Below are 18,810 nucleotides of genomic sequence, written 5' to 3'. Positions count from 1 at the left end.
AAGCAGCGAAGGCGCGGTTCTCATTAAGGCCAGAGCACGAAGATGCTCACAAACAGGTCGGATATACGTACGCAGTATTACTTTCTGTTACTCACAAAATGTTTGATCTATCCGAGGTGTCCATATAAGTGCTCGTAGCGTGTCACAAATGTGTTTGCACATAAGGCCTGCGGCAGGCAATTGATACACCATGAAGCCATGGTTAAGGCTTCCTTGCCGATGGCTATGCTGGCAAACGTTAAACATCCATTCCAAGCCACAGTGCTTTAATCGTTAAACTACCTAGGCATTAAATTTCCAAGAGTCGACACCTCGCTATGTACACTCAGCTACTGCTATGTCAGCCAGACATAAAAAAGCCGCTTGATAGCGGCTTTTTTCGTTGAGATGAGCGTTAGCCAGAAGCTATGACTTAAACACGCTGATCTTCTGTTTGATCTCGGCGGCGATGTGGGAGAGGTTTTGGGCGGCGTCGACTGTGTCGCCGGCGCGCTGTTCGCCGTCGCGGGCGAGCTCAGTGATCTCATGCAGGTTGCGGGTGATCTCGTCGGCTACGGCGCTCTGCTGCTCGGTGGCGCTGGCGATGCTGCTGGATGCTATGGCCAGTTCCCCTATGCTGATGGTGATCTGGTTGAGCTTGGTCGCGGCCTCCTCTCCCTGAGCGGCGGAGGCGGTGCCCAGCTGGTGGCTCTGGCCCATCTGCTCGGCGGTCACCTTGATCTGCTGCTGCAGCTGAGTGATGGTCTGGCTGATCTCAGAGATCGAGGTTTGGGTGCGCTGGGCCAGGGTTCTCACTTCGTCGGCCACCACGGCGAAGCCGCGGCCCTGTTCGCCGGCGCGGGCGGCCTCGATGGCGGCGTTGAGTGCCAGCAGGTTGGTCTGTTCGGCGATGCTGTTGATCACCTCGGTGACCTGGCTAATCGCCTCGCTCTCCTTGCTGACGCTCTCGACGCTCAGATGGCTGGCATCGAGCTGCTCGCTGAGTTTACCCAGCCCCTGCACCAGATGGTCGAGCTGCTGGTGGCCGTCGCGGGAGGCGTTGTCCACCTGCTGGCTCTGGCTGGCGCCGTCACTGGCGTGGTTGGCGACATCCCGCACCGAGGTGGACATCTCCTCGATGGCGGTGGCGATCTGGTCGGTCTGGGCCATCAGCTGCTGGGCCTCTTCGCCGTTGAGTCTGGCCACTTCCTGGGCGCTGCTGGCCTGCTCCTCAAGGGTGTTGACCGAGGCGCGTAGGGCGCCGACCAGCTCTCTAAGACTCAGGGCCATCTGGCGGGCGGCGAGGGTGATCTTGTCGACCTCGTTGTCTGTGTCCGGGCTGACCTGGTCAAATTCCTGGGTCAGGTCACCCTTGCCGAGTTCGGTAAGCTGGTGCTGCAGATGACGCAGCGGGCGCAGTGTCTTGACTAGCACCATAGAGAGCAGCAGGGTGATCAGCAGCACGCCCACGGCGGCGACGCCGGCATTGATGCTCAGCAGCTTAAGGCTCTCTTCGTTCAGCTCACGCTTTTTGGCCTGACCCAGCAGGGTCCATTGCCAGCCGGGGATGGTGACGGCGTAGGCGTACATGGGTTCCTTATTGCCATTGAGGTATTCGCTCTCCTGGCCGCCGCGCTTGGCTTGTTCGATAGAGAGGCCATCGAGTATCACCTCGGTCAGTATGGTGCCCGATTCCTGGTTGGGCTGGGCGATGATGGCGTTGTCCACGTTGCGTATCAGGGTGAAGTAACCGGTCTCCTCCAGTTTAAGCTGGTTCATCGAGCGTTGCAGCTCGGTCAGGGCATCTGAGATATCGAAGCCGATATAGAGTATGCCTATGATATCGCCTTGGGGGCCCGTGATGGGGCGGTAGACGGTCATATAGTCTCTGCCGAACAGTCTGGCATAGCCTTCATATTCCTGGCCCGCGATGAGCGCGCCGTAGCCCGGATGCTTCTTTCCCAGGTAGGTGCCCAGGGCGCGTTTGCCGTCGGCTTTTTTCAGCGAGGTGGAGATGCGGATAAAGTCGTCGCCGTCGCGAACGAAGACGGTGGCGTTACCGCCGGTAAGGTTAGAGTAGCGATCCACCTTGCTCTTGGAGGCATTGATCTGTTCGCGCTCGTGTACCAGGGCCGGTGTGGGTTTACCCATCACCTTGACAGTCTTATCCGGCTTGAAGAATTGCCCCGGGTACATGGCTCTGAGCACATCGGCGTTGCGTCTGGCCAGGCTCAACAGGCTGTTGTACTCGAGTTCAATCAGGTCGGCGGTGCTGTGCATCTGCGCCTTAACGGCTGTCTTTCCTTTATCTTCCAGCACGTTGGCGGCTGTGATGTAGGAGATGCTGCTGAGGATGGCAAATACGACGACGGTGAGGAGCAGGGCAAGGGCGCCTATCTGTTTGGCGATAGGCCAGTTCTTATAGTTCATTTTGGTCATCCACCTTATGGTTATACTGTCGACAATGTAACCAAGGCAGTGCGAGATTGTTTTGACGTAGGTCTATTTAACTAAAGGAAAAAATGGGAGTGACGTCGGCAATTAGTCTAAGTATGCACTGGATCACCCTGGGCAGATGAGCCAGTGCATCTTGTGATTAGATCGTTAGTTAAGCCGCTAGCTGGGCTGGAGCTTGGGCACGGTCATAATCTGCCGCTTGGTCATCAGCAGCTGGTACATGGTCGGCACCCACACCAGTGATAGCAATGTGGTGAGCGCCGTGCCACCGGCGATGGCGATGGCAAACGGTGGCCAGAAGCCGCCACCTGCAATGATAAGCGGCAGGAAGCCGCCTATGGTGGTGATGGTGGTCGAGCCAATATGGCGGCCACAGCTGCTGACCACGGTCACTATGGCTGGAATGCCCGCCTCACGCTTGTCCGGCATATCCTCAAGCTCCGCCAATATGACGATGGCGGCGTTGATCGCTAGGCCCATCAGGCCCAGCAGGCCGATGATCACGGTAAAGCCGAAGGGATAGTTAAACAGGTAGACGGCGAGTAGGCCAAGGCCCGCCGACTGCACCGCGCTCAGCAGTATGATGCCGGTGAGGCGGAAGGAGTTGAACGATAGCACCACGGTCGCCAGCAGCAAAGTGATCACCAGGACTATGTTGGACAGCAGGTTACCCACAGCCTCGTTACGCTTGGCGCTCTCGCCGCCCACCTCGATACGATATCCGGCGGGCAGGGTGAGGGCGTCGATGCGCGTCTTGGCCTGATCGAGCACCTGCTGGGGCAGCACATCGCTCTCCAGGTAGGCCTCTATGGTGTTGACGCGCTGGCCGTCCCTTCTGGGGATGGCGCCCAGGCTGACGTCGATACGGCTGCTGGCCAGCGCCGAGAGCGGGATCCCCACGCCGCTCCCTGACAGCAGGTTGATCTGCGACAGCTCGGTCTGCTGCTCGCGCATTAGATCTTGGGTGCGTACCCGGATCGGCAACGACTCCGTTTGCTCCAGTATGCTGCCGCCATTGATGCCTGTGGTGGCCATCTGGATCTGCTTGGCGATATCCGTCAGGCTCAACCCGCTCATCTTGCTGGCGTCTTCGTTTACCTGAAACCACACCTTGGGCGCGCCGGCGCTCAGGGTCGCGCGGGTGTGCAGCACGTGATCTGTGGTGATAAGAATGCGCCGCACCTCATCGCCTATCTCTCTTAGGGTATCGAGATTGTGGCCGTAGATGCGAAGCTCCACGGGGGCATTAAAGGGCGGGCCCTGCTCCAGCTTGCGCACCAGGATCTGCGCCTCGGGGAACTCGCTATCGAGCTGGGTTTGCAGCCTGGGGATCAATTGGTTGGCGCGCTCGAAGTCGGCAACCTTGATCATCGCCTGGGCATAGTTGGCCGCCCCCTGCTGACGCTGCAGCAGGTTGTAGTAGAAGGAGGGGGCATTGCCGCCAATCACCCAGTCGAGCCTCTGCATCTCGCCCGTGGCCCTGAGCTTGGCGTCGATACGCTCTACCAGGGCGCGGGTGTTTTCTATGCTGGATTGAGGCGCCAGGTGCACCTCTATCTGGAACATGTCTCTGTCTGACGGCGGGAAGAACTGCTCTGTCATCTGCCCCGAGGCGATAAAGCCGCTTATGGGCAATATGCCGATCACCAGGCCCGCCAGCAGGGGACGCTTGAGGGCGATATCCAGCGTGGCGGTAAAGGCGCGGGCGATGATGGGGAAGTTGACCCCGCGCTGATACCAGTGAGTGGCATCGCCCTCGGCGCCGAAGCGGCCGGCGAAACCTGCGATCAGCGTATGGGAGATAAGATAAGAGCCCAGCAGGGCGAAGATCACCGAGATGGCGATACCGCCGACGAATTCTCCTGCGGCCCCCGGCATGAGAATGATGGGGGTGAAGGCCAGCATGGTGGTGATGGTGGAGCCCGCCAGCGGCAGCCAGAGATGTTTGAGGGTCTCGCCGACGGCACTGATGCGATCCAGCCCCTGGCGGCGACGCTGGGCGATGGCATCGACGATGACGATGGCGTTATCCACCATGATCCCCAGCGCCACCACCAGGCCGGTCACCGACATCTGATGAATGGGCAGGCCGACATACTTCATGCAGGCCAGGGTGAAGAGGGCGGTCAGCGGCAGCGACAGGGAGACGATCACCGCGTTACGCAGCCCCAGGGTCAACATGAGCACCACCAGAATGATGATGAAACCCAGCAGCAGGCTGGCGATGAGGTCGCTCAGGCGGGTGGTGGTGTAGCCCTCCTGGTCGAACAACCACTGGATCTCCACGTTGGAGGAGAGATCCCCCTGTACCTTCTCCACCACGCGATGCACCTGCTGTAGCCAGAGATCGACCCGGGTGTTGTTGAGCATGCGCGCCGACACCATGATCCCCTGGGCCTGCTCTATCAGGGCTATGCTAGCGGCGGGGGTCTTGGGCTGGCGCTGCACACTGGCGACCTCGCCCAGGCGTATGATCTGACCGTTTTCATCGACCTTGAGCGGTACCTGTCTGATGCGGGTGACAGAGTCCAGCTCACCGGAGACCTCCACCAGGGCGCGAAAGGCGTCGTTGGTGATTTCACCGGCGGACACCTTAGTATCGGCGTTGGCCAGGATCTGGGCGATGGCGGCGGCGCTCAGGCCGATGCGATTGACATTCTGGGCATCGATCTGCACCAGGATCTCTTCGGTGGGGGCGCCATAGAGTTTCACGAAGTCTGTGCCCGGGATCAGCCTGAGCTGGCTCTGTAGCTCCTTGGCATAGCGGTTGAGGATATCCTGGCGCGGCTCGCCCGCGCCTTGCCACACCAGGCCCAGGATGGCGGTGTTGGCATAGCCCAGCTGATCATCGAGGAGGGCATTCTGTGCCCCTGGGGGCAGGAGATGCTGGGCATCGTTGATGAGATCCCTGGCCCTGGACCAGACCGGGTCTGTCTCTGTGATCCTGTCTTTAAGCTCGAGCTGGATGACGGAGATCCCCGGACGCGAGGTGGATTGCACCAGTTTTAGCTCTTCCAGGCGCCTGAGTTGGTTTTCCAGTACCTCGGTGACCAGGGCTTCGACCCGCTCCGCCGAGGCGCCCGGATAGTGGGTGACCACAGAGGCGAAGCGGTTGGTGATGCTGGGATCTTCCATGCGGGGCAGGCTGGTGATGGCGCCTAGACCCGCGACGATCAGCAGGGCGATCACCAGGCTGGCGAGACGACCATTTTCGACTAGGGCTTTTATCATGACTTACCTCGTCGCCACTTGGGTGTTGAGCATGACGCGCTCGCCCACCACCAGCTTGTGCAGGCCCTGGGTGACGAAGCGCTCATCTTCGCTTATCGCCCCCTGGATGAAGGCCTGATCGCCACGGGTGTAGAGGATCTCTATGTCGCGCCGCTCAATAAGGTATTGATCCGGCTGTTGTTCGACCAGGACATACAGGTTCCATAGGCCGCGTAGGCCGTCGGTGAGTGAGCTGATGGGCACCCAGAAACCGGCGCTCTTGACCGTCTTGTTGTAATGCAGATAGGCCAGCTCGCCGTTGATCACCTTGGCATCTGTGGGCAGGGTCAGGCGCACCGGCACGGTACGTGTCACAGGGTTGACCTCGGCGCCTATGCCGGCCACGGTGGCGAGGTAGGGCGTTTCTTTCACCGTCAGGGTTAGCTGCTGGCTGTCTTGCAAGGTTTGTGCGAGCCCCACGGGCACGCCGACGATGGCCTGGGGATTGTTGTGCTGGATCAGGGTGAAGAGGGGCGCGCCCAGGGCGACAACTTCGCCTAAGTTATTGTTGCGTTTGGCGATAATGCCATCAAATGGTGCGACCAGGGTGGACTTGGCGATCCGCAGGGCATTGGCGTCTATGGCGGCGCGCAGACGTTGCTCGGCCGCCTGCAGGCTGCTGAGTTGCCCCTTGAGTTCGTCCAGTTGCTGGGCCGAGGCGTAGCCCTGTTGTTTCAATGCCTGGCTGCGTTTGAGGGTGCTCTGGGCCAGCTCCTTGTCGGCGCGGTTCTGTGCCAGGCTGGCGAGAAGCTCACGCTTCTCGGCCTCAAGCAAGGATGTATCCAGCTGAGCCAGTAGTTCGCCCTGTTTGACATGATTACCACTGTCGACCGCCAGGTGTTTTATTTTACCCGCCAGCTCGAAGCCGATTGCCGTGGTGTTGCCCGCGCGTATGCTGCCGGTAAATACCTGCTCCGTGTCATAGCTAGCCGAGTGGATCAGGCGCTGGCTCGAGACCTTGGGGAAATGCTCGCTGCCTGCGCTGCTGGTGGACTCATTCTGCTGGCAGGCGCTGGCTGCGAGGCAGAGGCTGCTCCATAACAATACCCTGGCGAGGGATTTGGCGGTAATCATCGTCATACTGATACACTTCCGTGGTTAACAGTTGGTGAATAAATCGTTAAACTAGACTTGTTAGTCTAATTTGCAAAGACTGGACTGTCTAGTCTAGTTTGTGTATAAATATGTCGTGAAAAGAATGAAGACCTTATAGGACGTTTCAATGGTACAAACATCCCTTAGCCGCAGTGAACAGAAGAAGGCGCAGATATTACATGCCGCGATTGAGCTCTTCTGTGGGCAAGGATTTCCCAATACCAGCATGGATGAGGTCGCGAAATTGGCGGGCGTCTCTAAACAGACCGTCTATTCGCATTTTGGCAGCAAGGACGATCTGTTTGTTGCATCAATCGAATCTAAATGTGTCGTGCATCAGGTGACGGCCGAGCTGTTTACCAGCCCCCAGGATCCTGAGCAGGCACTATTACATTTCGGTAACTATTTTGGTGAGATGATCGTCTCGCCCGAGGCGATAGAGGTGTTTAAGACCTGTGTGGCCCAGGCCGATACCCACCCGGAGATTTCGGCGCTGTTTTTTAATGCCGGCCCAGAGTTTTTGTTGAATCTGCTGGAAAATTATTTCGAACAGGTGGAGAAACTCGGCGAGTACCATTTTGGCGATTTGCGCAGTGCCTCGGTGCGCCTGTGTATGATGCTATTTGGCGAGATGCGCCTCAAGTTAGAGCTAGGCTTACCGGTCGATGACCTGGTGGCTAAGCGCCCTGCCTATATCAAAGAGACGGTGAGTATGTTCCTACGCGCCTATCGGACTTAGGCGCTGGCAATCTTTGTTCAGATCACTGTTCTAGTTTCGGTTTTGTCGACAGTGCTAGCCGTTTTTGAAGAGAAAGTGATCTTTTCTCCTGTCTGGTCGTACTAAGCTTGAGTGTACTAATTTTATGATTGGAATTTGGTCGGGCGCCTAGTTGAAGCCGGGCAGCCGGCCAAACCTTAAGCCTAAACTGAGTAGCTCCAGGGAGAGGGTATGAAGCCTAGCCTAGTATCTCGCAATAAGATCAACGCCCTGTTTTTAGGGTTAACCTGTCTGACGGCCGTTTCCGCCCAGGCGGCCCAAGGGGGAGCGCGACAGCAATCGCCGCTGACCCTGTCGGTTTCGCGCATAGGTGTCGGCGAAGCCGACGTGGGCGAAGCCGACGTGGGCGATAGCGGCCTGGCATTACAGCGTGACACCTGGCTGTTCGGCGCCAAGACCAGTTACGCCTTGAATCGTCAATGGTCGCTGAGCGCCAGCATCAGTTACGACAGACTGGAATATGACTGGAGCGGCCGCGGCGCCTCGCTACTGGATGGCAATCTGGCGCCCTGGTCTAACGTGGACAGATATGGGGTTGGCCTGGGGGTCAGCTTTCGCCCCAACAATCGTTGGCTATTCATGCTGGCGCCTAAGCTGCAGTATGCCTACGGCGAGGGCACCTCATCTTCCAATGCCCAAAGTTATGGTGTTGTCGCCTCAGGCATGTACCGTTTCAATGGCGGCAACATGCTGGGTCTTGGAGTCGCCTATCTGAACGATATTTCAGAGGTGAGAACCTTGCCTTATTTGGCGGTAAACTGGCAGATAACCGACAAGCTTAAGCTTGCCAACCCCTTCTCGGCAGGCTTTAGCGGCCCTGCCGGACTGGAGCTGAGCTATCAGTGGTATGAATCGCTGGATGTTGGCGTCGGCAGCTCGAAACGCACCCAGAGATTCTTGGTGGAAGATGAGGATGTGACCCTGGAGATAGACGAATGGGTCGGCTTCGTCAGGGCGGGCTGGCAGGCGACCGAGCCACTCAAGTTTGATGCCTATCTGGGCTATTTCTTTAGCGGTGAGATAGAACTCTCCTCGCCGAAAACCCAGGAGTCGCTGGAGAACCAGCTGGCACTGGCGTTTTCAGCCCAGTATCGTTTCTAGAGCGCTGATAAATAAGAAAATGCGATGAATAGGAAAAGGATGAATACAAAAATGGCCTGAACATACTGTCAGGCCATTTTTATGATTTTTATTTAGCTTTCAGTTAGCTATCGGGTAGCTTCGACTATTGCTTATTTGCCTAGCATTGCCCGCTTGAGGCTCTTCTGCGCCGGCTTATCGCCCAGCCAGATCTTCAGCAGCGCCTTGCGAAAGGCCTCGTCCTCGACCGTTGCCTGTTTTTCGCCATTCTTATAGGCGGTGACGCCGAGATCTTTTATCGCCTCCAGGGTAAATTGATCCCCCTGGGCAATCGGCGCCGAGAAGAGGGCCATGAAGGCATCTATCTGGGGTTGAATGGTTTGAGACTGGCCGTCTGTGGCATCGTCGAAGCCGTCGATGATCGCATCTTGCATCTTCTCTGAGGTGATCATGCCTGAGACGATATTTAAGCGAATCGCTACCCTAGGTGCGTTGAGGACGCTGTCGAGCGTTTGGCTCGGACTTTGGGTATATAGGCTGCCCACATAGAGATCCATAAAGAATTTGCTGCGAATGCCGGCGCCGTTAAGCTGCAAGGCTTGTTCGCTTAGGGTGATCTCGTCGGCGAGTGGTATGTCGGCCAGTGTGTCGGCGGCTAGTGGAGTACTGACCACGGCTGTCATCAGGAGCAGTTGGCGTAGGAGGGACTTCATATAACCTCTTATAAATATTGTGATAGTAACGGTTAGCCGCGTTTACCCAGCTGATATTGACCACTTTGGTGGAAGAAGGCGGCCTGTTTCTTCTTGGGGGCGATCAGCAGTGGACCATCATCGAAGAAGAGAAAACATTTCCAGTTGCGCACAAAGACGTCCCAGCGGGTCTCGATGATTTGATATTTGTCGTAGCAGAAATAGACCAGCGTCTCGTCTTGCCAGTCGAAATGGCCCTGAAACAGCTCGGGCAGGGCGGGTGAGTCGCTGTCCCAGGCGCTCTGCCAATGATCGGTTTCTTGCCAGGCGTCGCCCTTAGCGGCCCAGTCTCCCTTGGCAAACTGCTCGCTGCGACTGCTCTTATTGCTCACCCACTGATTCCAAATCGTCATGGATGATTTCTGATCCAGCGGCTTGATACAGGCCTTGTCTTCATCTGTGACGGGGAGATCTTTATGGTTAAAGATCCATTTGCGTTTGTATTGTTCGAGTGGGATATAGGTGTGCGCCACAGGACCTCGCTATCGGCAGTAAGTTGTTAACACCGGGCATTATACGGTTTGCCACAGGACAAGGGAAACGGCGCCGCAGGATAATTTTGCCCTTGGCGCCGAAAATGATTAGGGCTTGAGCTGCCCTAGGTAGTTGAGCGCCGCCTGATTATGCTCATCCAGCAGGAGGACGTTTTCGAAACAGGAGATGGCGCCTTCAATCTGACCCGCCTGTGCCAGAAAGATCCCTAGCTTCAGCATCACGGGAATGTCCTGGGGATACTTGTCCAGATAATCGAGATAGACGCCCAGCGCGGCTTGCGGATCGCCGCTCAAGTTTAACGCATGGGCATATTGCGGCAGATACTCGTCGCTGTACTCAACTATCTTGGCGTAATGCTCGAGTGCCAGAGGGAGTTGGTTGAGCTGCAGAGAAAGCTGAATTATCTGTTTTAGCTCCTCCTCTTGGCGGTCGGCCGGAGGCGTCTCGAGCACGGCATCGAGTGAGGCCTGCAATTGATTCTCCAGCAGGTAACGATAGCTGAGAGCCAGGTTGTATAAGCGTGCAATCTCGGGATCTTCATCAATATAAGGCGCCGTATATTGAACCATCTTAGTGATGCCCAGCAGGTGTTTCTGCTGCCAGAGTACCTGTAGTTTCTTAAAGGCGTTATCCATGAGCGGTGCGGTACGCTCAGTCGAATGATTGATATATTCCTTGACGACAAACAAGGCATCAAAGGTCTTCTGGCACTCGGTAAGTATCTCTCGCTCTGCGGCTGACAGCTGTTGATACTGCTGCGGATGCCGCTCCTGCCAAAGTAACGCGCGGCCCCACTGCTTATCCTGAGACCATCTTTTGCACAGTGCCTCTATGTCTACTTTCTCTTGATATTCGGCTAGGCGAGACTCTGTTCTCTCAATTGCCGACTGAACCTGCTCCAGCAGCTGTTCGCTCATCTCTTTGAAGGCGCCGTAGTAGATGCGCGTGCGTTTATTGATCTCTTCTTGGGACCAGTCATCGGATTGTTGGGTAGATAAGAAATGACTGAATTCGTAGTAACCATAGAATTTAATCAGGCTTGCTAGCACCTTGTGTTCTTTATTGATGCTCTGCTCGATGTTTTCCAGCTTGTTAGCGAGCTGCGCGATGCGATCATTTGTTCTTTCTTTCTCCAGTTTACTAATGATGGCGAGCGCGTCATTATTCTTGCGATTGAGTTGTATTAAAGCCTGTCGAGCAGTGGTCAACTCCTTGAGAGTGCGAGTGAAATGCGCCATCCACTCGGTGTCGCTTGCAAGGTGTACCTCTGGTACTAATAGATGTCGTTGGACGGCATCTATCTGTGTTAGGACGATAGTATCTGCCGGGTGATGTTCGATACCTTTAACCTTGGCTGCGTCGGCGGATAGGTTGATATAGTGAGCATGCTGGGTGTGAGAGGCGATAAGATCCTCGGTTGCACCGATAGCCTGCAATAACTGCATTGGGGTCTCGGCCATCTCTCCCGAATAGGTTTCAACCCATTCCATGATGGCGCCTAGGTTCGGCCCAAGGCTGGCGGCATAGGTGCCGGAGGTATGGCTGGCACCACTTTGGGAATGACAGAAGTCGACGCCGCTGAGCAATATCTGGCTAAATCCCATCTCCCGTGCAATTTCCATGGCGCTATTGATCACGGTTGGGCCTATGGATTGAATATTCTTGTCTTTGGCAAAATCATTCCAGGGATAGCGCGGCCCTGTGTATAGGCAAGCGCCACGCCACTGACCCAAGATCTGCGGCGTCACATGGTAAGAACAGACGAGCAGGGTGTCATGGGGAAGTGACATCATATCCTTGTTGACATCGAAGCTCACGGACTGAGGGTCGACCGAGACGACAATGTTGGGCTTGATGGCCAGTCGGTTGAGTTTACCTATGATACGAGACGCGGCGATGATGACCAGGTTATCGCTATTTGCCTTTATCCATTGGGCATGGTTATCCAGCGAAGGGCCACCGCCCAAGATGATGCAGGTCTTGCCTCTGAATTGGTCTCTTAAGATGGAGGCAGGTCTGAGAGTTTCCGTGACATTTTTAAGTTGCGTCTTGACGAAGATTTTTTGGGTAAAGCCTATGCTATTCTCGAAATAAGCCTGTCTGACGGCGTTGTCTATTTGAGTGTGCAGCCAGCTATAGCTATCGAGATAGTTCCCGTCAGCCGCAACGGATCTATGTAATTTAAATTGCTGCTTTACTATGAATAGATTGTTCTCATAGGATTGAATTAAGGTCGAGAACTCATCGATGGAGACCACTTGTATGGCATCGGATAGGGGGGCGGGGATCTCGATAGAGAGTAGAGATAAGATCTCGTCGAGTTCGACGAAGATATATTTGCTACCCGAGGGGACGGGGTGCTCCATCACATAGTTTGCCAACAGGCCAGAGTCTAAGCCAGTAATGATATGCAGCGTATCAGGGGTTGATAACGCTTTTTTGAGTTTATTGTCGAAGAGGGTCGTCGAATCGACTTTTTCGAAGGTGTTGCGGTTGACGCTTGGCAGGTAACATTCACCAAACTGGCTGACGGCAAAGGTATTGGTAATTTCAGATTGATTGTTCTGCATTGTACCCTCAATTTGATGTTTTTAGACAATTTATTGACACTCTGGCCGACTTTTTGCCCATTTAAATCACTGCATGGTTTAGAGTCTGACTCAAATACGGCACAAGCGCGATGTTAATCTGGGATTAACTCGATATGGATGCGAATTTTATGCCAGCTAGCTTGTAGTAAGTGTTTGAGGTAGAAGAGGATTAAAATCTAGCCAAAATGAGACCACTTAGGGACTTGTTGAAAAATAAGGTTAGACATTAGATATTAAGTTACTAAGATTAAAGATGTTTATTACATATTGATCGGGGCTGGCCTTTTTAGGGGCATTGTCTGTTGGATGTCTGAGTTCTGAAAGGTATGGTATGAAATTTGCCTTACATGATTGGCTATTGAAATTAGTCGCAGGCTCGTAACCAACGGCGTGCTTAAATAAGAGTTTATTTTTGTGATGCTGCTTTTAATGTGAATATGGAGCGTAAATGTTCGATAATAAATCTATCCTGATCACAGGTGGCACCGGCTCTTTCGGTCAGAAATACACTAAGACCATTTTAGAGCGATACAAGCCAAAGCGTTTAATCATTTTGTCTCGTGATGAATTAAAACAATATGAGATGCAGCAGAGGTTTAATGCGCCTTGTATGCGTTATTTCCTCGGTGATGTGCGTGATGGCGACAGGTTGATGCAGGCCTTTAAAGAGGTCGACTATGTTATCCATGCCGCTGCGATAAAACAGGTACCTGCCGCCGAGTACAACCCCACCGAATGTATCAAGACAAATATTCATGGCGCCGAGAATGTCATACGAGCGGCAATCGCCAACAATGTCGCTAAGGTGATAGCGTTATCAACAGATAAGGCTGCTAATCCGATTAACCTGTATGGCGCCACCAAATTGGCCTCTGATAAATTATTTATTGCAGCCAATAATATGGTTGGCAGTGGTAAGACGCGGTTCGCGGCTGTGCGATACGGTAATGTGGTCGGTTCCCGTGGTTCTGTGGTCCCGTTTTTTAAGCAGCTGATCTCCGAAGGCGCTAAATCGCTTCCCATCACTCATCCGGATATGACGCGGTTTTGGATCACCTTGCAAGATGGGGTCGATTTCGTACTAAAAAATTTCGAGCGCATGCAGGGGGGAGAGCTCTTTGTGCCAAAGATCCCTTCTGTACGAATTGTCGATCTGGCTAAGGCCTATGGTCCCGACCTCGAACTCGATATCGTTGGTATCAGGCCGGGTGAAAAGATGCATGAGATCATGTGTCCGGCCGATGATTCACACCACACCTTAGAGTTTGATGATCATTTTGTTATCACTCCCAGCATTCGATTTTTTGGACGCGAAACCGATTTTTGTACCAATGCCTTAGGAGAAAAAGGCCAGTTGGTTGAGATGGGCTTTGAGTATAATTCAGGCACGAACCCTGATTTCCTCACTGGTGATGACATCATTCAGCTGGATAGCAAGGCATGATCCCTTACGGAAGACAAGATATCAATCAACAAGATGTTGATGCGGTTGTCGAGGTATTGTCATCGAACTGGCTGACTCAAGGGCCTAAGGTGCCAGCCTTTGAGCAGGGGGTATGTAATTATACCGGCGCTAAGTTTGCTGTGGCGGTAAACAGTGCTACTTCGGCTTTGCATATCGCTTGCCTTGCGCTTGGTGTTGGCCCTGGCGATAGGGTGTGGACATCGCCCATTACCTTTGTGGCGTCGGCTAACTGTGCACTTTACTGCGGCGCCGAAGTTGACTTTGTCGATGTTGACCCCAACACCGGTAACATGTCTCCAGAGGCATTGAGAATCAAGCTTATTCAAGCAAAGAGCCAGGGAACCTTGCCTAAGGTGGTGATCGCAGTTCATCTGTGTGGCCACAGCTGTGATATGGCCGCCATTTCCGCGCTGAGTGATGAATATGGCTTTAAGATCATCGAAGACGCTGCCCATGCTATAGGAAGTCGCCACGGTGGTCATAGGTTAGGTAGCTGTCACTACTCGGATATTACCGTGTTTAGTTTTCACCCAGTTAAGGTTATCACCAGTGCAGAAGGGGGGATGGCGACGACCAACTGCGCTGACATTGCGGCAAAGCTGGTGGCATATCGTAGCCATGGTATCGTCAAGAGTCCTGATGAAATGGTGCGTCCCGATGAAGGTGGTTGGTACTACGAGCAGCACGACTTGGGTTTTAATTATCGCATGACGGATCTGCATGCGGCGCTTGGCTTGTCACAGTTGAGTCGACTCGAGCACTTCGTTACCGAGCGCAATCGTCTAGCGGTTATCTATGACAGTAAGTTTAGTGATCTACCCTTAACGCCTGTCGATCCCTTACCGGGCTCAGAGAGTGCCCGACATCTCTACATGATACGTCTACATCAGAGTGAAAGACGACGCGAGATCTTCGATACCCTGCGTGCCAAAGGGATTCAGGTGCACGTGCATTACTTCCCTGTGCACCTGAATCCCTACTATCTGGAACGCGGCTTCAAGGAAGGAGATTTGGTTCATGCCGAGGCTTTCTACCAGGAAATTTTAACCTTGCCACTCTATCCCGCATTAACTGCAAGCGACCAACAGAGAGTGATCGATGAACTAGCGACTTGCCTGGCATAAATTTGCCAGGCCATCACTTAGGTTATGTGAAAAGGTTATTCGAAAAACGATTTTCCCTGAATTAGTCTCGCTCTCACGCCGAATCGTGCCGTTCCTCGTCGTTAATAATTAGTCATTAGCCATTAGCGTCTTGATCTCTTCCACTAGCTGTTTTATTCCCCTATGATCCGCAAAGACATGCTTGCTTTGGGTTTGTAGCGCCTCTCTCAACGACTCATGTGCGACCAAGTCTGTGAGCATTGCGCAGGCATGCTCAAGTGACTCGCTGACGATACAGCAGTTTTCTGCTCTGAGTCGCTGTAGCTCGTCTAAGTCAACTAAGTGTTTCGGTGGCAGTAGTAGGGTCGCGGCGCCTGAGTAGATAGCTTCAAACAGTGACAGGCCATAGCAGGTTAAGATCACCTCGGCGCCGGCAATCAACTCATCTAAGTTTTTGGGATCCTGTACCAGCTTAATATTGCTATGTTGCGGGATATCGGGCGTGGGGGCCAAAGGGCCCTGTATCCAGGTTATCGGCCAGTCCAAATCTAGCTCTGTTAACATGGCGGGTAACTGTGCGCCATAGCCCAGTGCGTCGCTTCCTCCGGTTAACACTAAAACCTGCCGTTGCTTCGTGTTGTTTGGCCTGGCTCTAAACAGGTAGTTTTGCCAGCCATAGGAGACTTTGTTATCTGTTAAAGCCGTATAAAAACTCGGAATGAATAACCTGTCGAGAGTTTCAATCAAGGGAGATAGCTTATCTATGCCAACAAGCTTAGCACCGTGCTGTTTAGGGGCTTTTAAGGCCTGAGTGAGCGAAGTCGGTGCTATGAACTCTGGGTGAAAATCGAGGAGCAGTAGCGGATTCTTATCCTCACTCATGGCATTTAACAGAGATTTCTCGGTTTGATACCAATGGATCTTGGCTGAACAGCTAGATAACGGTTCACCATCGTATAAGACGTGTATGGTGGAGCCTATGCCTAAATACTCTTGCAACGCATCGGCGATGAGCTCTATACGCCTAAAATGACCTAACCCAATATCTGCGCCCAGATGGCAATAAAGGCTGGCTTTAGCATATTGTTTATCTGCGGCCTTTTGGGTGACATGGGCGTTGATACTGGCCAGCTGAGGGTCTTGCAAGAGTTGTTGGTGTACCCAGGCTAGGCTGACGATGGAATCGGACTCATGATTCGTATACCAACGCCGGTACGTCTCGGCCATGAAACGATAATCAGCCTGAGTATCTACCGAGATTCTGTGTGATATTTGGCCATAATCACCGCTATCACAGATGGCGACTCTGTCGAGTACTGGTGTTAGTTTATCGGCGTAACCTACATGCTCTCTAGACATGGTGCATTGGCTTGCCGCCAGCAACTTTTTCCAACCATTGCGGCTATAAAAAGAGAGCCCTTCGTGTAGGGTTTTTATGTTTTCCTCTAGCATGATGGCATCTTTGCCTGAACGCTTTAGCGCTTTCAGTCCATGATCGATAAATTCTGGATCGATCAGCGGGCAATCACCACAGACGTAGAGAATATAATCTGGGTCTTGCCTCTGGATGATCTTATCCAGCCTCGCCATCAGGTCGTTGACGTCTCCTTCAAAGGGGTGGCAAATGATCTGCTGTTCGTTTGCCCAATCGACGAGAGGTTGGTTGAAACTGTCGGCCGTTGTGGCCAGTTCGCTGCAATCTACTTCTTTGCATTGCTCCAGACGACGCCAGATGTGGGCAATCATAGGTTCGCCAGCTAACGGCAGCAGATGCTTTCCTGCGAGACGACTCGAATTGAGCCGGGCACCGACAAGGGCAAGAGTCTTAGTCACTATTTAGGCTCCTTGGTAGGAGTGATGCAAAGCGTGAAATCGAGCAGCTTTCCGTCCGATTTAAGGGTTTCATCGGCCTCGGCGAGTGAGAACCAGAGGCGGTTTAAATACTGAGCATCTATCTGTTTCGAAGAGATCATGGGCAAGGCTGCGCAGTGGGCTGGATCCCAGCAGACTTGTATTCCTTGATTTTGATTACCAAAGCGGAGCATCCCATTGGTGGCTCCCAGGGCGCTGCTACTGGAGACGATAGAGGAAATAGGAGCACCCTGATCTATATCTTGGTTAAGTTGGAAAAACTCCGCACTCTTGCCGCCGAGATGGGTCTGGTACCAGGCGCGCTGTTCACAATCGAGTAGGGTCATGTAGCCAAGGCGTATCGAGGCCTCAGGCCTGTTTGTATCGCCGAAATGAACGCCTGTGTGAAGGCTTTCGCCATCGAGACGATACCATTTCAGTATGCTACCGCTCTTGAGTGTTTGTCGGCAGAAGATAACCAGACAGCCGTTTTGCTCACCTAACTGATACTCCACCCGGTTAAGATCGGCCACCCTGTCGCGATCTCTAAAGCGTTCGAGTAGCAGATGATTACTATAGAAATCGGCGCCATAGCTGATGTGGTCGAAGTAACCATGGGATAGCGTCCCTATTACAGGGACAAATTCGTGGCTGGAAAATGCCAGAGAGTCGATGGCCAATCCCCGGTGACCATTAAGCGTCAATTTGATCCATGGTGTCGTGACATGCAGCCAGCGGCGCTCATCATCGTACTGAATGTCGATATCCTCTCGGGGTTGCCAAGGGGCAAAGACGGGCGCGCTACTTGGGACGGGAGGCAGTGACAAATCATTGTAGCGACGCTGAGTCAGATGGGTTCTTAGATCGCTTGCCCAGAGGCGACACAAGCTCCGCCATTGGTTGTCATCACCTTGGTTTGTTTCCAATTGTCCTAATTTCTGATGACATTCGGTGTTGAGCAGCAGGTCGTTACGACCGCTGATGCCCCAACGGCATATGTTGTATTTTGCCTGTTTCTTCACCGAGATTGGGTGCTGGGCATTCGTCAGTGCCAGAGGTTCGCCGTTCTGCCACAGAGATAGTATTTGTGAAGGGGTCTTCCAGCAGTAGGCTTTCTGGCTCGCCAGATAGATAAAGAGTTGCTTTATTCTTTGCCATTCGCCGCTTATTTTTTCAGCCTCGGTATGGTAGCGACCAGGCCTGAAGTCGAAGACTTCGGCGTCGCTGCCATAGACGGGGAAGGCGAGGGTGTCTGGTTGGAGAATTTTCTTAAGGTAGTGGTCGTAGTCGGCGAGGGTCAATTCACCGTGGACATAGCGCTGAAATTTTTGAAAGGCGATGGCGTGGTTCCAGATAGCCTTGATCTCGCGACCGCTGGCACTCTTTAAGCTTTGCGGCCTATGTAGTAGGTCGGCGTGCCAGTCGCTGTTATGAGAGTAGGGGTTATCCCACTCAACGACGACGGCATCAAAGTCCGCATCTATGTAGATATCCAATAGTCCCGCCGAGACCGCCTGTTCGTTGAGATAGGCTATCTTAGGAGTGATACCCAATATCGACTGATAAGTAGACTGACCCAGTCTGAGATTGGCTTGATTCACGCTTGCCGGGATCAGGGGGCCAATGATTTGGCTGTCACCACTGGCGATTAACTCGCACTTGCCTTGATGTAGCAGCTGTTTAAACCTTTCGACCCATGCCTCATCGACCGCCAGAATCGACTCTAGCGTATAGGCGGTCATCTCGATACCCAGAGAAATCCCTGCGTCGACAATCTCGAGCAGCGGCCAGTAACAGGAGCTGACCACCTCGCTATGGCTGGCGGTATCGATAGAAGAAAAGGCCAGGTTGAGGTGAAACACTGTGTATAAATGAGTGGGGGACTGCATTGTGC

The 18,810-nt window shown here is 53.6% G+C and carries 12 protein-coding genes; 4 read left to right on the top strand and 8 right to left on the bottom strand.

Annotated elements, in window-relative coordinates:
• Positions 1–405: 405 nt before the first annotated feature.
• The 3 genes from GNT65_RS12555 to GNT65_RS12545 form a co-directional block, all read right to left on the bottom strand.
• On the bottom strand, positions 406–2,409 hold the full coding sequence (locus GNT65_RS12555; protein WP_160796684.1) for a methyl-accepting chemotaxis protein: 2,004 nt from the start codon (positions 2,407–2,409) through the stop codon (positions 406–408).
• Between the two features lie 186 nt (positions 2,410–2,595).
• Complete coding sequence (locus GNT65_RS12550) at positions 2,596–5,667, bottom strand: efflux RND transporter permease subunit (RefSeq protein ID WP_160796682.1); 3,072 nt, start codon at positions 5,665–5,667, stop codon at positions 2,596–2,598.
• A gap of 3 nt (positions 5,668–5,670) precedes the next feature.
• Positions 5,671–6,786 (bottom strand): efflux RND transporter periplasmic adaptor subunit, encoded by a 1,116-nt coding sequence (locus tag GNT65_RS12545; RefSeq protein WP_160796680.1) that lies wholly within the window; start codon positions 6,784–6,786, stop codon positions 5,671–5,673.
• Between the two features lie 142 nt (positions 6,787–6,928).
• On the opposite strand from GNT65_RS12545, the gene GNT65_RS12540 reads away from it, so the two are divergent.
• A complete protein-coding gene (locus GNT65_RS12540; protein WP_160796678.1) occupies positions 6,929–7,540 on the top strand; it encodes a TetR/AcrR family transcriptional regulator in 612 nt (203 codons plus the stop codon).
• Between the two features lie 210 nt (positions 7,541–7,750).
• Positions 7,751–8,680 (top strand): outer membrane beta-barrel protein, encoded by a 930-nt coding sequence (locus GNT65_RS12535; RefSeq protein ID WP_160796676.1) that lies wholly within the window; start codon positions 7,751–7,753, stop codon positions 8,678–8,680.
• A gap of 131 nt (positions 8,681–8,811) precedes the next feature.
• Here GNT65_RS12535 and GNT65_RS12530 read toward each other — a convergent pair whose 3' ends face one another.
• The 3 genes from GNT65_RS12530 to GNT65_RS12520 form a co-directional block, all read right to left on the bottom strand.
• Positions 8,812–9,372 (bottom strand): chalcone isomerase family protein, encoded by a 561-nt coding sequence (locus GNT65_RS12530; RefSeq protein ID WP_160796674.1) that lies wholly within the window; start codon positions 9,370–9,372, stop codon positions 8,812–8,814.
• A gap of 32 nt (positions 9,373–9,404) precedes the next feature.
• Positions 9,405–9,884, bottom strand: coding sequence for a DUF2947 family protein (locus tag GNT65_RS12525; RefSeq protein WP_160796672.1), 480 nt, complete (start codon positions 9,882–9,884; stop codon positions 9,405–9,407).
• A 108-nt stretch (positions 9,885–9,992) separates the two neighbouring features.
• Entirely contained in the window at positions 9,993–12,476 is a 2,484-nt protein-coding gene (locus GNT65_RS12520; protein ID WP_160796670.1) for a 6-hydroxymethylpterin diphosphokinase MptE-like protein, read from the bottom strand.
• Positions 12,477–12,945: 469 nt separating this feature from the next.
• On the opposite strand from GNT65_RS12520, the gene pseB reads away from it, so the two are divergent.
• Together pseB and pseC are read left to right on the top strand one after the other, a co-directional pair.
• Positions 12,946–13,941 (top strand): UDP-N-acetylglucosamine 4,6-dehydratase (inverting), encoded by a 996-nt coding sequence (gene pseB, locus GNT65_RS12515; RefSeq protein WP_160796668.1) that lies wholly within the window; start codon positions 12,946–12,948, stop codon positions 13,939–13,941.
• On the top strand, positions 13,938–15,086 hold the full coding sequence (gene pseC, locus GNT65_RS12510; protein ID WP_160796666.1) for a UDP-4-amino-4,6-dideoxy-N-acetyl-beta-L-altrosamine transaminase: 1,149 nt from the start codon (positions 13,938–13,940) through the stop codon (positions 15,084–15,086). Before pseB ends, pseC begins: the two co-directional genes overlap by 4 nt.
• A gap of 108 nt (positions 15,087–15,194) precedes the next feature.
• Here the strand turns inward: pseC and GNT65_RS12505 are convergent, their stop codons facing one another.
• Both GNT65_RS12505 and GNT65_RS12500 read right to left on the bottom strand, forming a co-directional pair.
• Positions 15,195–16,898 (bottom strand): cytidylyltransferase domain-containing protein, encoded by a 1,704-nt coding sequence (locus tag GNT65_RS12505; RefSeq protein WP_160796665.1) that lies wholly within the window; start codon positions 16,896–16,898, stop codon positions 15,195–15,197.
• The gene (locus GNT65_RS12500; RefSeq protein ID WP_160796663.1) at positions 16,898–18,805 is read right to left on the bottom strand and encodes a glycoside hydrolase; all 1,908 of its coding nucleotides are present in this window, start codon (positions 18,803–18,805) and stop codon (positions 16,898–16,900) included. The genes GNT65_RS12505 and GNT65_RS12500 overlap by 1 nt, the downstream gene beginning before the upstream one ends.
• Between the last annotated feature and the right edge of the window lie 5 nt (positions 18,806–18,810).

It is taken from the genome of Shewanella insulae, from assembly GCF_009831655.1.
GTDB classification, from domain to species: domain Bacteria; phylum Pseudomonadota; class Gammaproteobacteria; order Enterobacterales; family Shewanellaceae; genus Shewanella; species Shewanella insulae.
This window is presented reverse-complemented; position numbering and strand designations above follow the sequence as displayed.